16 protein-coding genes and 1 tRNA gene are annotated in these 13,735 nt (G+C 67.6%); 2 read left to right on the top strand and 15 right to left on the bottom strand.

Annotated features, from left to right (window positions below; translation table 11 throughout):
• Positions 1-25: 25 nt before the first annotated feature.
• The 4 genes from mdh to P2T65_RS11870 form a co-directional block, all read right to left on the bottom strand.
• Positions 26-991: a malate dehydrogenase gene (gene mdh, locus P2T65_RS11855; RefSeq protein WP_055459840.1), complete on the bottom strand. Its 966-nt coding sequence runs from the start codon at positions 989-991 to the stop codon at positions 26-28.
• A gap of 302 nt (positions 992-1,293) precedes the next feature.
• On the bottom strand, positions 1,294-1,917 hold the full coding sequence (locus P2T65_RS11860) for a TetR family transcriptional regulator (protein ID WP_055459839.1): 624 nt from the start codon (positions 1,915-1,917) through the stop codon (positions 1,294-1,296).
• Positions 1,914-3,122 (bottom strand): cell division protein ZapE, encoded by a 1,209-nt coding sequence (zapE, locus tag P2T65_RS11865; protein ID WP_276199841.1) that lies wholly within the window; start codon positions 3,120-3,122, stop codon positions 1,914-1,916. Before zapE ends, P2T65_RS11860 begins: the two co-directional genes overlap by 4 nt.
• A 62-nt stretch (positions 3,123-3,184) precedes the next feature.
• The gene (locus P2T65_RS11870) at positions 3,185-3,811 is read right to left on the bottom strand and encodes a glutathione S-transferase (protein ID WP_055459838.1); all 627 of its coding nucleotides are present in this window, start codon (positions 3,809-3,811) and stop codon (positions 3,185-3,187) included.
• A gap of 188 nt (positions 3,812-3,999) precedes the next feature.
• On the opposite strand from P2T65_RS11870, the gene P2T65_RS11875 reads away from it, so the two are divergent.
• Positions 4,000-4,587, top strand: coding sequence for a GNAT family N-acetyltransferase (locus tag P2T65_RS11875; protein WP_055459837.1), 588 nt, complete (start codon positions 4,000-4,002; stop codon positions 4,585-4,587).
• Positions 4,588-4,630: 43 nt separating this feature from the next.
• Here P2T65_RS11875 and P2T65_RS11880 read toward each other — a convergent pair whose 3' ends face one another.
• From P2T65_RS11880 to P2T65_RS11920, 9 genes are all read right to left on the bottom strand, one after another.
• Positions 4,631-5,305, bottom strand: a complete 675-nt coding sequence (locus P2T65_RS11880; RefSeq protein WP_245280551.1) for an AprI/Inh family metalloprotease inhibitor — start codon at positions 5,303-5,305, stop codon at positions 4,631-4,633.
• 208 nt (positions 5,306-5,513) lie between these two features.
• Positions 5,514-6,299 carry a succinate dehydrogenase iron-sulfur subunit gene (locus P2T65_RS11885; protein WP_055459835.1) on the bottom strand — a complete coding sequence of 262 codons (786 nt, stop codon included), beginning with the start codon at positions 6,297-6,299 and terminating at the stop codon, positions 5,514-5,516.
• A gap of 75 nt (positions 6,300-6,374) precedes the next feature.
• The gene (gene sdhA / locus P2T65_RS11890) at positions 6,375-8,399 is read right to left on the bottom strand and encodes a succinate dehydrogenase flavoprotein subunit (RefSeq protein ID WP_276199842.1); all 2,025 of its coding nucleotides are present in this window, start codon (positions 8,397-8,399) and stop codon (positions 6,375-6,377) included.
• Between the two features lie 4 nt (positions 8,400-8,403).
• Entirely contained in the window at positions 8,404-8,799 is a 396-nt protein-coding gene (sdhD, locus tag P2T65_RS11895) for a succinate dehydrogenase, hydrophobic membrane anchor protein (protein WP_055459834.1), read from the bottom strand.
• An 11-nt stretch (positions 8,800-8,810) separates the two neighbouring features.
• Entirely contained in the window at positions 8,811-9,224 is a 414-nt protein-coding gene (gene sdhC, locus P2T65_RS11900; protein WP_055459833.1) for a succinate dehydrogenase, cytochrome b556 subunit, read from the bottom strand.
• 137 nt (positions 9,225-9,361) lie between these two features.
• Positions 9,362-10,408, bottom strand: coding sequence for a MaoC family dehydratase (locus P2T65_RS11905; RefSeq protein WP_276199917.1), 1,047 nt, complete (start codon positions 10,406-10,408; stop codon positions 9,362-9,364).
• 94 nt (positions 10,409-10,502) lie between these two features.
• The gene (folD, locus tag P2T65_RS11910; protein WP_276199843.1) at positions 10,503-11,414 is read right to left on the bottom strand and encodes a bifunctional methylenetetrahydrofolate dehydrogenase/methenyltetrahydrofolate cyclohydrolase FolD; all 912 of its coding nucleotides are present in this window, start codon (positions 11,412-11,414) and stop codon (positions 10,503-10,505) included.
• Entirely contained in the window at positions 11,411-11,737 is a 327-nt protein-coding gene (locus P2T65_RS11915; protein WP_276199844.1) for a DUF167 family protein, read from the bottom strand. The genes folD and P2T65_RS11915 overlap by 4 nt, the downstream gene beginning before the upstream one ends.
• A 22-nt stretch (positions 11,738-11,759) precedes the next feature.
• On the bottom strand, positions 11,760-12,050 hold the full coding sequence (locus tag P2T65_RS11920; protein ID WP_063188095.1) for a YggT family protein: 291 nt from the start codon (positions 12,048-12,050) through the stop codon (positions 11,760-11,762).
• 147 nt (positions 12,051-12,197) lie between these two features.
• Here P2T65_RS11920 and P2T65_RS11925 point away from each other — a divergent pair.
• Positions 12,198-12,273 (top strand) — tRNA-Ala (locus P2T65_RS11925).
• A gap of 416 nt (positions 12,274-12,689) precedes the next feature.
• Here the strand turns inward: P2T65_RS11925 and P2T65_RS11930 are convergent.
• Positions 12,690-13,322: a MarC family protein gene (locus tag P2T65_RS11930; RefSeq protein WP_276199845.1), complete on the bottom strand. Its 633-nt coding sequence runs from the start codon at positions 13,320-13,322 to the stop codon at positions 12,690-12,692.
• 55 nt (positions 13,323-13,377) lie between these two features.
• On the bottom strand, positions 13,378-13,728 hold the full coding sequence (locus tag P2T65_RS11935; protein ID WP_063188099.1) for a 4a-hydroxytetrahydrobiopterin dehydratase: 351 nt from the start codon (positions 13,726-13,728) through the stop codon (positions 13,378-13,380).
• Positions 13,729-13,735 lie beyond the last annotated feature (7 nt).

Below are 13,735 nucleotides of genomic sequence, written 5' to 3' on the forward strand. Positions count from 1 at the left end.
TGCCTGCGGCCGACTGCCTCCCCGATCAGCCGGCGAAGGCCGGGTTGATGCCCTTGCAGGCCTCGACGAGGCCCTGCACGGACGCGACCGACTTCTCGAACATCGCCTTCTCGGCGCCGTCCAGTTCGATCTCGACGATGCGCTCCACGCCGCCGGCGCCGATGACGATCGGCACGCCGACGAACATGTCCTTGACGCCGTACTCACCGTCGAGGTGGGCGGCGCAGGGCAGCACGCGCTTTTTGTCCTTGAGGTAGCTTTCGGCCATGGCGATGGCCGAGGCCGCAGGTGCGTAGAAAGCTGAGCCGGTCTTCAGCAGGTTGACGATCTCGCCGCCGCCCTTGCGGGTGCGCTCGACGATGGCGTCGAGCCTGTCCTGGCTGGTCCAGCCCATCTTGACGAGGTCCGGCAGCGGGATGCCGGCGACCGTCGAGTAACGTACCAGTGGCACCATGTCGTCCCCGTGGCCGCCGAGCACGAAGGCGGTTACGTCCTCCACCGAGACCTTGAACTCCTCGGCGAGGAAGTAGCGGAAGCGGGCCGAGTCGAGCACGCCGGCCATGCCGACGATCTTGTTCTTCGGCAGGCCGGAGGCCTTCTGCAGCGCCCACACCATGGCGTCGAGCGGGTTGGTGATGCAGATGACGAAGGCGTCCGGGGCATACTGCTTGATACCCTGGCCGACCGATTCCATCACCTTGAGGTTGATGCCGAGCAGGTCGTCGCGGCTCATGCCTGGCTTGCGCGGTACGCCGGCGGTGACGATGATGACGTCCGCGCCCTCGATATCCGCATAGGACTGGGTGCCCTTGTAGGCGGCGTCGAAGCCGTCCACCGGGGAGGACTCGGCGAGGTCGAGGCCTTTGCCCTGCGGAATGCCTTCGGCGATGTCGAAGAGCACGACGTCGCCGAGCTCCTTCAAGCCGACGAGATGGGCGAGGGTGCCGCCGATCTGGCCGGCGCCGATCAGCGCGATCTTCTTACGGGCCATGTGAGAAACCGTCCTTCAGTTCGAGGAGGGGACGCATCCCGGAAAACCGCGGTTTCTTTGACTCAAACGGGGTTCTGCTTCAAGACGTGCAAAACCCGCCGCGGTGATGGCCTTTGCCGGCAGGGCCGTTCGCACGCACCGGTCTCGGCGCCGAAAAGAAAGATGGTGCAAGGGCTTGGCGATTTCCAGCGGCCCATGGCCCGGGTCTGCCGCCCGCCGAGTCTTTTTGTTACAGTTTTCAGATATTGTAACTCGAAGCAGGCTCGCCCCCCGCGAGGCTCGTCGGGCGCGTCGGAGCGCATTCATACATAGCCGGCTTTGAGCGCCCTCAGCGCGATACGCATGGTCGTTGCCAGTCGCTCCTCCAGCATGTCGCGCGGGCGCTCGGTGTCGAGTTTGACGGCCGTCGGATGGGTGAAGCGAAAGAGGATGTCGGTGAGGAAGGTCAGCGCCTGCTCGCGGTCCTTGGGGTTGAAGGTCCCGGTCGCCAGCCCCTCGTCCACGACGCGGCCGACGAACATGCGCACGCGGCCGCGGTGGCGCCGGGCGACGCCGCGGTTCGCCTCGGCGGCGGCGACGAAGAGGTCGAAGATCGGCGGGTCGTTCTCGGCAAGGTCGCGATAGTCGCGCGCGAGCGCGAGGATGAGCCGCTCCAGCTTGTCGTCCGCCGGGTCCGGCGCGCTCGCGACGTCGGCGAGGAATGTCTCGACCGGGCGCAGGGCCGCCTGCACCACGGCGTCGAGCAGGTCGCGCTTGGAGGGGAAGTAGCGGTACACATTGGCATGCGTCATGCCCGCTTCCTGGGCGACGCCGACGACCGTGACGCGCGTCGCCCCCAGGCGGCGCACGTGCTCGGCCGCGATGTCGAGCAGCCTTACGTCCGCCGTCTGCGGTGTCGTGCGGGCTGCCCGGCGCGGGATGTTCATGTCTCGACGAGGCCCGTCGTGTCGCCCGAGGCGCGGGAATCGCCCTGGCCATGCGGCAGGGCGAGATAGTCTTCCGACCGCATCTCGATGAGCCGCGACACCGTGCGGTCGAACTCGAAGACCTCGCGTCCCTGGTCCGCCCGGTAGAGCGCGTGCGGTTCCGCTTCGGCCGAGGCGATGAGCTTCACGTGCTTCTCGTAGAGCGTGTCGATGAGCGTGATGAAACGCTTGGCCGCATTACGCTGGGCAAGGTCCATTACCGGAATGCCGGCGAGAATGATGCAGTGGTAGCGCTCGGCGAGAGCGAGGTAGTCCGAGGCGCCGAGCGGACGCTCGCAGAGCTCGGCAAAGGAGAAGCGCGCCACACCATCGCTCGCTTCCGGCACCGGCACCGTGCGCCCCTTCACGTGCACCGCCGCCGGCCTGCCCTCGTGCCGGCCGGTGAGGCGGAAGAAGGCCTCGTCCAGCGCCGCCTCGGCCGCCGCGTCGGCCGGCACGTGATAGACCGGGCTGCCGGCCAGCTTCTCCAGACGGTAGTCGGTGCGGGAATCGAGCCGGATCACCTCGACCCGGCTCGTCAGCAGGTCGATGAACGGCAGGAACAGCGCCCGGTTGAGTCCGTTTTCGTAGAGGCGGTTCGGCTCCACGTTCGACGTGGCCACGACAGTGACGCCGCGGGCAAAGAGGGCCGTGAACAGCCGGCCGAGGATCATCGCATCGGCGATATCCGTGACAGTGAACTCGTCGAAGCACAGGAGCCAGGCCTCGGCTGCCAGCGCATCCGCCACATGCGGAATGGGGTCGCCGTCCCTCTCGCGGCCGTCCTTGACCTTCTGGCGATGGGTGAAGATGCGTTCGTGCACATCGGCCATGAAGGCGTGGAAATGGGCGCGGCGCTTGCGCTCGGGCGGCGCGACCTCGAAGAAGAGGTCCATCAGCATGGTCTTGCCGCGGCCCACCGAGCCCCAGATGTAGAGACCCTTGAGGGGCACGGCCTTTTCGTTGCGCTTGCCGAACAGCCAGCCGAGCGGGCTCGCCTTGCGCGCGAGGCGCCGCTCGCCGAGCCGCTGCGCGAGTTCGTCGAGCCGCGCTACCAGCCTTTCCTGCGCCGGGTCGCGCTCGATCACGCCCTCGCTGACGAGGGCGTCGTAGCGTGCGCGCACGCTGGCGGCGGTCTGCCGGGAAAGACGAGGCTCGATGGTCACGGGAGAGGATTTAGCGCCTCGCACCGCGCCGCACAATCGCCTCTCTGGCGTGCGGCGGCCGCTCAGCCCGGCTCGCGTGGCATGAGGTCGTAAGGATGGGCCCAGCCGGGCAGGGCGGCGATGCGCCGTGTCCAGGCGTCGATGTTGGGGAAGGCGGACCGGTCGATGCCGGTGTCCTCTGGATAATAGAGATATCCGACCATGGAGATGTCGGCGATGGTCGGCGTCTCGCCGACCATGAAAGAGCGCTTGGCGAGGTGCTTCTCGACGATGTCGAAGGCGGCGAGCGCGCGGCCACGCAGAAACTCTGTCACCGGGCTCTCGCCCATCTTCTTGAGGCCGACCATGAAGCGCAGCGTGGCAAAATAGCTGGTGAACTTGTGGTTGTCGAAGAGGATCCAGCGCAGGATATCGTAGCGCTCCCCGGCGTCGTGCCCGCCGAAACGTCCATGCCGTTCGGCGAGAAGGGTGAGGATCGCCCCGCTCTGGCTGAGTCGCTGCCCGCCGTGCTCCAGCACCGGGACCTCGCCCATTTCGTTGCAACTGTCGCGAAAGGCCGGGCTGCGCGTCTCACCGTTGAAGAAGTCGACGAAGCGCGGCTGCCAGTCGCAACCGCACAGGTTGAGCATCAGGGCCACCTTGTAGGCGTTCCCGGACTGGCCGAAGCAGTGGAGGATGTAGTCGCTCATCGCTGGGCCCTGCGCCTCTCTCTCGCATGCCGATCTCGCGCGCCAGTTGAACGCAAACGGGCATTCGGCACCAGAGTGTTGCGGCATCCCGGTGCTTGAATTTCATGTTGCATTGCACAATATGTGCCGGGTCTAGGGAAACCGCGCCCTCGGGGGTCGAAGCAACATCGACCACCGAGAGAACGACGATGGACACATTCTCCGGGCTTTCCGGCACTATTCGCAAGCTGTTCGCGGCCGATCTGCCCGCGTTCCGCGCCCATTTGCTGCGCCTCGATCCCGCCAGCCGCCACAGCCGCTTTATCGGGGTGGTGACCGACGCGTATCTCGCCGACTATGCCGACCGATGCCTGGCCTCGCGCGGGCTCGTCTTCGGTTATGTCGAGGGCGGGATCGTGCGCGGCGCGGCCGAACTGCAGCCCTTCGAGATCGGCGGCGAGCGGCGGGCCGAGGCCGCCTTCAGCGTCGAGCGCGGCTGGCGTCGGCGCGGCATCGGCAGCGCGCTCTTTGCCCGCCTCCTCGTCAGCGCCCGCAACCGCGGCGTTGCCGCGCTCGTCGTCAACTGCATGAGCGAAAACGGCGCCATGCGCGCGCTGGCGCGGCGCTTCTCGGCCGAGATCGCCTTCGAGCGCGGCGATCTCATCGGCACGATCAGAGGCCTCGGGCCGACGCCTTTCTCCCTGGCCGAAGAAATGATTGACGATGCGCACGGCCTTGCCATGAGCGCGCTCGACTACCAGCGACACTTCATGGCTCCGCCTCAGGCTCAAAACTGAAAAAGGGCGCCGTGGCGCCCTTTCGCGTCAGCTTGTATCGCCTTCAGCGTGACAAGGTGAGGGGCGCCCCGGATTTGGCGAGCACCCCGTTGAACGAGCTGCCGCCGCCCTTGAGGCGCGCCACGACGCTACCGCGCGAATAGAGATAGACCTCGCCGTCGCGCAGGTCCCAGGCATTGACGCTCTGCAGGTCGCGCCCGGCGCAGCCCGAGGTGGAGGCCTTGTAGAGATCGAGCGCGGGTGCGCTCGACAGCGTGATGCGACAGGAGCCGCCGGCGGCTTCGCGCGCCGTCCAGCCCCCTGTCACCGCGCTGCGCGTCGGCGCGGCAGGCGCACTCGTCGGCTGGCTGCCAAGGCTCGCGACGGGCCCCGGGGTGCCGCCGGTGCCCGAAAGCGTACCGTCCGGGCCGAGCGTGCCGGGCGCGACGGTGGAGCCATCGGGTGCCGCGGCCGTCCCCGGCGCGGGCGGCAGCGGGCTGGCGATCACCTCAGCCGAGGCAGATGGCGGTAGCGGCTCGAAGTCCGATCCGCTCGTGGCCGCGCCGGCGCTGCGGTAGCCCGATCCGGTAGCAGGACCTGGCGAGCTGGCGAAGCGGTCCGATGCGCAGGCGGCGACGATGAGCAGCGGCGCGAGGGCCGCCAGGCGCGGCGCGATACGCATGGCGCTCGCGCCGCGCCGGGCCAGTTCGGTCGTCGCATCGTGCATCGTCGGTCTCATGCTGTCCCGCTCCCGCTCTTCCTTCGGCGCACCTGCCTCCTCGCAAGGCAGCGCAGGCACGCAAGACACCACGTTCGTCATGCCGTAAACGGCTTGGTCGGGCAAGCCCGGGCGGGTGAAATGGCGGATGCGCTGGCCCCGGGAGGGTCTGCCCGGCACGCAGCGTGGCGCGCGGGTCACACCCGACCTGGGGCCGTCCGGCGCTCCGTCAGAGTTGGCGCGTGACCATCATCTGCTTTATTTCGGCGATCGCCTTGGCCGGGTTGAGGCCCTTCGGGCATACGTTGGCGCAGTTCATGATCGTGTGGCAGCGATACAGCCGGAACGGATCCTCGAGGTTGTCGAGGCGGTCGCCCGTGGCTTCGTCGCGGCTGTCGATGAGCCAGCGATAGGCCTGCAGCAGCACGGCCGGGCCCAGATAGCGGTCGCCGTTCCACCAGTAGCTCGGGCAGGACGTGGAGCAGCACGCGCACAGGATGCATTCGTAGAGGCCGTCGAGCTTCTCGCGGTCCTCGCGGCTCTGGCGCCACTCCTTCTCCGGCTCCGGCGTGGTCGTCTTGAGCCAGGGCTCGATCGAGGCGTGCTGGGCATAGAAGCGAGTGAGGTCGGGCACCAGGTCCTTCACCACCGGCATGTGCGGCAGCGGATAGATGCGGACGTCGCCCTTCGACGTGCATTCGTCGATGCCCTTGGTGCACGCGAGCGTGTTGGCGCCGTCGATGTTCATGGCGCAGGAGCCGCAGATGCCCTCGCGGCAGGAACGGCGGAAGGTCAGCGTCGGGTCGATGTTGTTCTTGATGTAGATGAGTGCATCGAGGACCATCGGCCCGCAATCGTCGCGGTCGACGTGATAGGTGTCGACGCGCGGATTCTGCCCGTCATCCGGGTTCCAGCGATAGATGCGAAAGGCGGTCGTGTTCGCCGCCCCGTCCGGCTTCGGCCAGGCCTTGCCTTCCTTGATCTGCGAATTCTTGGGGAGGGAGAACTTGGCCATGTTGTCTCTGTCCTCGAACCTGCCGGCGTACCGTGGCCTGCGCCACGGGCCGGATGGGATCTGTCGCGTGCGGCCTCAGTAGACGCGCGCCTTCGGCTCGATGTACTCGATGTCGTTCGACATCGTGTAGTTGTGCACCGGGCGGTAGTCGATGGTGACGGTCTTGGCCGTGTCGTCGACCCAGGCCAGGGTGTGCTTCATCCAGTTGACGTCGTCGCGCTCCGCATAGTCCTCGCGCGCGTGGGCGCCACGGCTTTCCTTGCGGTTGGCCGCGCCGTCCATCGTCACGACGGCCTGGGTGATCAGGTTGTCGAACTCGAGCGTCTCGATGAGGTCCGAATTCCAGACGAGCGAGCGGTCGCTGACGCACACGTCTTCAGCCCCCTGCCAGACCTCGCGGATGAGCTTCTGTCCCTCCTCCAGCACCTCGCCAGTGCGGAAGACGGCGCAGTTCGACTGCATCGTGCGCTGCATCCGAAGGCGCAGCTCAGCTGTCGGCGTACTGCCGCGAGCATTGCGGAAGCGGTCGAGCCGCGACAGCGACAGATCGGCCGAGTTCTTCGGCAGGTCGGGGTGCGATTCGCCCGGCTTGACGATCTCGGCGGCGCGAAGGCCGGCGGCGCGGCCGAAGACCACGAGGTCGATCAGCGAGTTGGAGCCGAGGCGGTTCGCCCCGTGCACCGACACGCAGGCCGCCTCGCCGATGGCCATCAGCCCTGGCACAACATGGTCGGGGTTGTCGCCCGCCTTGGTCACCACCTCGCCATGAAAGTTCGTCGGGATGCCGCCCATGTTGTAGTGCACCGTCGGCAGCACCGGAATCGGCTCCTTCGTCACGTCGACACCGGCGAAGATTTTGGCGCTCTCCGAGATGCCGGGCAGGCGCTCGTGCAGCACGGCCGGGTCGAGGTGGTCGAGGTGCAGGAAGATGTGGTCCTTGTTCTTGCCCACGCCCCGGCCCTCGCGGATTTCCATGGTCATGGAACGCGAGACCATGTCGCGCGGCGCGAGGTCCTTCACCGACGGGGCATAGCGCTCCATGAAGCGCTCGCCCTCGGAATTGGTGAGATAGCCGCCCTCGCCGCGGGCCCCCTCGGTGATGAGGCAGCCGGCGCCGTAGATGCCGGTGGGGTGGAACTGCACGAATTCCATGTCCTGCAGCGGCAGGCCGGCGCGCAGCACCATGGCGTTGCCGTCGCCCGTGCAGGTATGGGCGGAGGTGGCCGAGAAATAGGCGCGGCCGTAGCCGCCCGTCGCCAGGATGACGAGATGGGCGCGGAAGCGATGGACGGTGCCGTCGTCCATCTTCAGCGCCACCACGCCGCGGCAGCGGCCCTCGTCATCCATGATGAGGTCGATGGCGAAATACTCGATGAAGAATTCGGTGTTATTGCGCAGCGCCTGGCCGTAGAGCGTGTGCAGGATGGCATGGCCGGTGCGGTCGGCGGCAGCACAGGTGCGCTGGGCCGGCGGACCCTTGCCGAAATCGGTCGTCATGCCGCCGAAGGGGCGCTGGTAGATGCGCCCGTCCTCGGTACGCGAGAAGGGCACGCCCCAGTGCTCGAGCTCGTAGACGGCGGCAGGCGCATTGCGCACCAGATACTCGATGGAATCCTGGTCACCGAGCCAGTCGGACCCCTTCACGGTGTCGTACATGTGCCAGCGCCAGTCGTCCGGCCCCATGTTGGCGAGCGAGGCGGCAACGCCGCCCTGGGCGGCCACCGTATGCGAGCGCGTGGGGAAGACCTTGGTGACGCAGGCGGTCTTGAGGCCCGCCTGGGCGCAGCCGACGGTGGCACGCAGCCCGGCGCCGCCGGCGCCGACGACGACGACATCGAAGGTGTGATCGGTGATCGGATAGGCCTGGCCCGTATAGGCCGGGCGGGGAATACGCAGGATGCCGCTTGGGCCGGCGCCATCGGCCTGCGCGGCCCGTGCGCGCGGCATGCGCACGGCCTTGGACGGCGTCGTCTCCACGGCGGCGCCGGCGACCTCCGGTGCGGGAGTGGCCGACGCGGCGGCTCTGGCCCTCGTGCTGCGGCGCGTCGGGGCGCTCGTCTCGGTGCCGGAGGTGGTTCCGTTGCTGGGTGCCTTGGCCATGAACTTACATCCCGCCGAAGGAGATCTTGAGAACCGCGAAGACCGCGGCGGCTGCCACGAGCAGGGCGAAGAATGTGTTGGCGATCACCGCAGCGACCTTGGCGCCGCCGTGAACGTAGTCCTCGATGATGACCTGCATGCCAATGCGCATGTGATAGGTCGCCGAGAGGATGAAGAGGAGCAGGAGGAGCGCCACGAGCGGGCTGCGCACGAGAGCGAGCGCCTCGTCGTAGCCGCCGCCGGCCGCGCAGACCACGATGGCGATGAAGGCGAGCGCCAGCGGCACGTTGGCGAGCGCCGTGAGCCGCTGGTGCCAGAAATGCGACGTGCCGGACCGGGCGGAGCCCAGCCCGCGGACGCGGCCGAGCGGCGTGCGCAACGAATGCTTCGTCGAAGCCATGGAATGTCTCCTCACGAAACCGCGTAGCCGATCACCCACACGAGGAGCGTGAGCGCGGCCGAGGCGATGAGGGTCATGCGGGCGAGGTTCTGGCGGGCAGGGGCATCGAAGCCGAGCCCGACGTCCCAGATGAAGTGGCGAATGCCGCCGAACATGTGGTGCAGCAGCGCCCAAGTGTAGCCGAAGAGGATGAGCCGTCCCAGGAAGGAGCCGAACAACCACTGCGCGGTCTCGAAGGCTGCCGGCCCGCTGGCCAGCGCCAGCAGCCAGGCGACCAGCAGCAGGGTGCCCACGTAGAGGGCCGCGCCGGTGACACGATGGGCCACCGACATCGCCATCGTCCACGTCCAGCGGTAGATCTGGAGGTGCGGCGAGAGGGGGCGGATGTCTTCCGGTCTCGTCCCGGGCGCTTTCGCCTCGGCCATGTGGGGCCTCCCCGCTTGCAGTCTGGAGTTGCTCGAAGCTATCGGCTTCGTAACGAATGTGGGCCGCAACCGCAATGCAACATGCCGCCAAAGGCGGTGACATTTTTCCAGCTTTGTAACTGCTTCCTTGCGCCGTCCTATCGCGGCAGAAGGGCCCAATAGTCGAGGTCAAGCACCACAGCAGGGTCGTATTCGGTGCCGTTGTGGCCCGGAAAACCAGCGCAGGGTAAATTCTTCGTGGCGATGGTACGCAGCCTCAGGGCGCCCATGTCGCTGCGCCCCTCGAGTTCGGCGGTGTCGATCACCTCACTCCAGCAATAGACGGTGTCGCCGGCAAAGAGCGGCGCCACATGGCGTCCACCGTTGATGGCGGCAATGTGGAAGGCATTGCCAAGGCCGTTGAAGGACAGCGCACGGGCCAGCGAGATCACATGGCCGCCGTAGATCAGCCGCCGGCCGAAGCGCGAGCCCGTGGCAGCGTGCTGGTCGAAATGCACCCGCGCCGTGTTCTGATAGAGCCGGGTCGCGAGTTGATGTTCGGCCTCCTCCACCGTCATGCCGTCCACATGGTCGATGCGCTCGCCGATGCGGAAGTCCCCCCAGCGCCAGGGGCTGCCGGCAAGTCCGAAATCATAGGCCTCGACGTCGATGGGCGGGCACCCGATGCCGAGATGCGACGGTTCCACGCTGTCCGCGAGCTGCGGCACGTGCTGGTCCGCGACGGACGCCGCCTCGTCGCGCTTCTTCACCATCACCCAGCGCACATATTCGAGCACCTCGGCCCCGTCGGAGCGCAGCCCGCGCGTGCGCACGTAGACGACGCCGGTCTTGCCGTTGGAATTTTCCTTGAGCCCGATGACCTCGGAGACGGCCGACAGTGTCTCGCCGGGATAGACGGACCTCAGGAAGCGGCCTTCCGCATAGCCGAGGTTGGCGACCGCATTGAGGGAGATGTCCGGCACGGTCTTGCCGAAGACGACATGGAAGACGAGGAGATCGTCAAGGGGGCTGCGCTCGTAGCCGATCTGCGCGGCGAGGACGTCCGAGGACTGCACGGCGAAGCGCGTGCCGTAGAGCGCCGAATAGAGCGCGGCATCGGCCGCCGTTACCGTGCGGGGCGTCGCATGACGGATCACCTCGCCGAGGCGGAAATCCTCGAAGAACCGGCCGGTGCTGGTCTTCATCGGCAGTGCTGTGTCCATCGGCTCCTCCCTCGCTGTTTCGCGGGAGACTAGCCTACATGCTGCACTGCGCCATTGCGACCTTGGGCGGAGGCGTTCAGGCCGACGGCACGTCCACCACGACGCCGGTGCGGGCGACCGCCGCCGCGAGCGTGTTGCGCAGGAGGCAGGCGATGGTCATCGGCCCGACGCCGCCCGGCACCGGCGTGATGGCGCCGGCATGCTGCACCGCCTCGTCATAGGCCACGTCGCCGACGAGCCGCGTCTTGCCCTCGCCGCGCTCGGGCGCCGGGATGCGGTTGATGCCGACGTCGATGACGATGGCGCCGGGCTTCACCCAGTCGCCGCGCACCATCTGCGGCCGGCCGACGGCCGCGACGAGGATGTCGGCGCGGCGGCACACGGCCGGCAGGTCGCGCGTCTTCGAATGGGCGACGGTGACCGTGCAGCTCTCGGCGAGGAGCAGCTGCGCCATCGGCTTGCCGACGATGTTGGAGCGCCCGACGACGACTGCCTCGAGCCCGGCGAGCGCCGGCTGGACGGATTTGATGAGCATCAGGCAGCCGAGCGGCGTGCAGGGCACGAGCGCCGGAAGGCCGGTCATCAGCCGCCCGGCATTCTCCGGGTGGAAGCCGTCGACGTCCTTCGCCGGGTCGATCGCCTCGATCACCTTCTGCGCGTCGATATGCGCCGGCAGCGGCAGCTGCACGAGGATGCCGTCGACCGCATCGTCCGCGTTGAGGCGCGCGACGAGGGAGAGGAGCTCGGCCTCGCTCGTCTCTGCCGGCAGGCGGTGCTCGAAGGAGGCCATGCCGGCCTCCACCGTCTGCTGCGCCTTGTTGCGGACATAGACGCTGCTCGCCGGGTCCTCGCCGACGAGCACGACGGCAAGGCCGGGCGCGCGGCCGGACCGGCCAAGGAAGTCGGCCGCGGCATCCGCCACGCGCCGGCGCAGGCCCTCGGCGAAGGCCTTGCCGTCGATGATTCGGGACGTCGGGAGCGTCGTCATGGCCGGTCCTCGTGCTTGATGAGTGCCGCGAGCCGCGCTTCCAGCATAGCGGCGTCGCCGGCGACGGTCAGGATCTTGATGCGGGCGGTGTGCCCGGAGACGAGCGTGACGGCCGAGGCGGCGACGCCGAGGCTCTTGGCGAGCAGCCGGGTGAGTGCCGCATTGGCCGCCCCGTCCTCCGGCACGGCGCGGACGCGCGCCTTGATGACGGCGCGGCCGTCCGCCAGCTCATCGACGCCCTCGATCGCATCGCGCCCGCCGCGCGGCGTCAGGCGCACCGTGAGCGTCAGCCCCTCGCCCGTGCGCGTGAAGGCGCCGCTCATGCCTGCCTCGCGCCGGCCGTCCTCAGATGACGGCCGGGTAGACGTAGAGCACGATCACCCGCTGGAGGAAGAAGATGATGAGCAACAGGATGATGGGCGAGACGTCGATGCCGCCGAGATTGGGCAGGACGGAACGGATGGGCCTGAGCGCGGGCTCGGTGATCTGGTAGAGGAAGTTCCAGATCGCCCGCACCACGTCGTTGCGCGTGTTGATGACGTTGAAAGCGACCAGCCAGCTGATGATGGCTGAGGCGATCACGAGCCATGTGTAGAGGTCGAGCACGACCATGAGAACATCGAGAATCGCGCGCATTGAGAATCCGGAGGATGGTGAGGACGGACGGGAGCTTCCGTTTAGCGCTCTCCGCCGCTGTGAACAACCCGTCGCGCTCGCCGCGCGCTCGCGCGAAACAGCAATTGACAGCCGCCCCCGCGCCGGCCTAAAACGCGCCGACCTTTAGGGGCTGTAGCTCAGTTGGGAGAGCGCTGCAATCGCACTGCAGAGGTCAGGGGTTCGAATCCCCTCAGCTCCACCATTCCACGTTAGCTTGGGATGGCAGTCCAAAGGCCGACGCCCGACGCAGCAGCCGTAGAAGCTTGCCGACCGCCACGGGGTGCGCAGTGAACGGCGCCGCCTCGCGGCTATCCGGTCGGGATCGCTGCGCCTTTTCAGAGTGTTACAACCTCCCGCCCGTCATGGCCGCGCTTGTCGCGGCCATCCACGCCTTTTCGCCTGGCGCGGGCTTTGCCGCGTGGATGCCCGCGACAAGCGCGGGCATGACGGCGGAGACGATCGGAAATCATGTTGGGGCCGTGCATTCATCCGCGCCGCTCAGACGGTCGGTGCGGTGGAGAAAACGGCCCACGCATTGGAGCAATATTTGAAGTCTGGCTCCGGCAGGCCCTCGCGAAGAAGCGTTGGCGATGCCTCTTCCGCCGTCCTGCACCTTCCTCAAATCGCCGGCAGTCCCAGCCATTTCGCCATCGCTTCCAGGATCAGGTTGATCGACAGGGCGGCGAGCACGATGCCCATCACGCGCCGCAGCACGTTGGCGCCGTGGCGGCCGATGAGGCGTGACACGGTCCCGCCCGACAGGAAGAGGCCAAGCAGGATGAGCATGTTGAGCGCCAGCATGGCGACCGTCTCCACCTGCTCGACGAAGGTCAGGCGGTTGTTGTCCATGAGGATGACGATGGCGAGCATGGCGCCCGGCCCGGCGATGATCGGCACCGCCAGCGGATAGACGGCGACGCTCGCCGCGTCGCGTGCGCCCGCCTCGGCAGCCGGCGCCGGTCCCTTGTCGCCGAGGGTCATCGACAAGGCGAAGATGAGCAGGATGATGCCGCCGGCGATCTGGAAGGAGATGAGCGAGATGTTCATCGCCGCCAGCGCATATTGGCCGATGACGGCGAAGACGAGGAGGATGACGAAGGCGACGGGGACGGCGATGAGGGCCGCCTTGCGCCGCTCGGCCCGGTCGAGCCCGCCGGTGACCGAGAGGAAGAGCGAGGTGTGGCTGATCGGGTCGAGGACGGCGAGAAGCGTCATGAACTGCGTGACGAGCAGGGTCTGGTCGATCAGCACGATCGGCTCCGGAAGAGGAAGATGAGGGCGTGGGGGAGGGACCGGACGGGGCGTCTCAGGCGGCGGGTTCGCCGCCGGCAATCTCGTCTATCCGGGCCGCCATGATGAAGTCGTTCTCGTGCAGGCCCTTGATCTTGTGGGTCTGCAGCGTGACCGTCGCATAGCCCCAGCCGAAGGCGATGTCCGGGTGGTGGCCCTGCTCCTCGGCAAGCTCCGACACGCGCGCCACGAAATCGAAGGCTCCCGCGTAGTTCCTGAAGCGGAAGGTGCGTGCGATGCGCGTGGCATCGCCGTTGACCTCCCACTGCGGCACCTGTTTCGCGTAATGCGCGACGGCTTCGGGGGACAAAGGCGGCGTTCCGCCCTTGCAGGGCGTGCAGGTCTTCGTGGCGAGATTGTCGGTCATGGCTGTT

It is taken from the genome of Chelatococcus sp. XZ-Ab1, assembly GCF_029309855.1.
GTDB classification, from domain to species: Bacteria; Pseudomonadota; Alphaproteobacteria; order Rhizobiales; family Beijerinckiaceae; genus Chelatococcus_A; species Chelatococcus_A sambhunathii.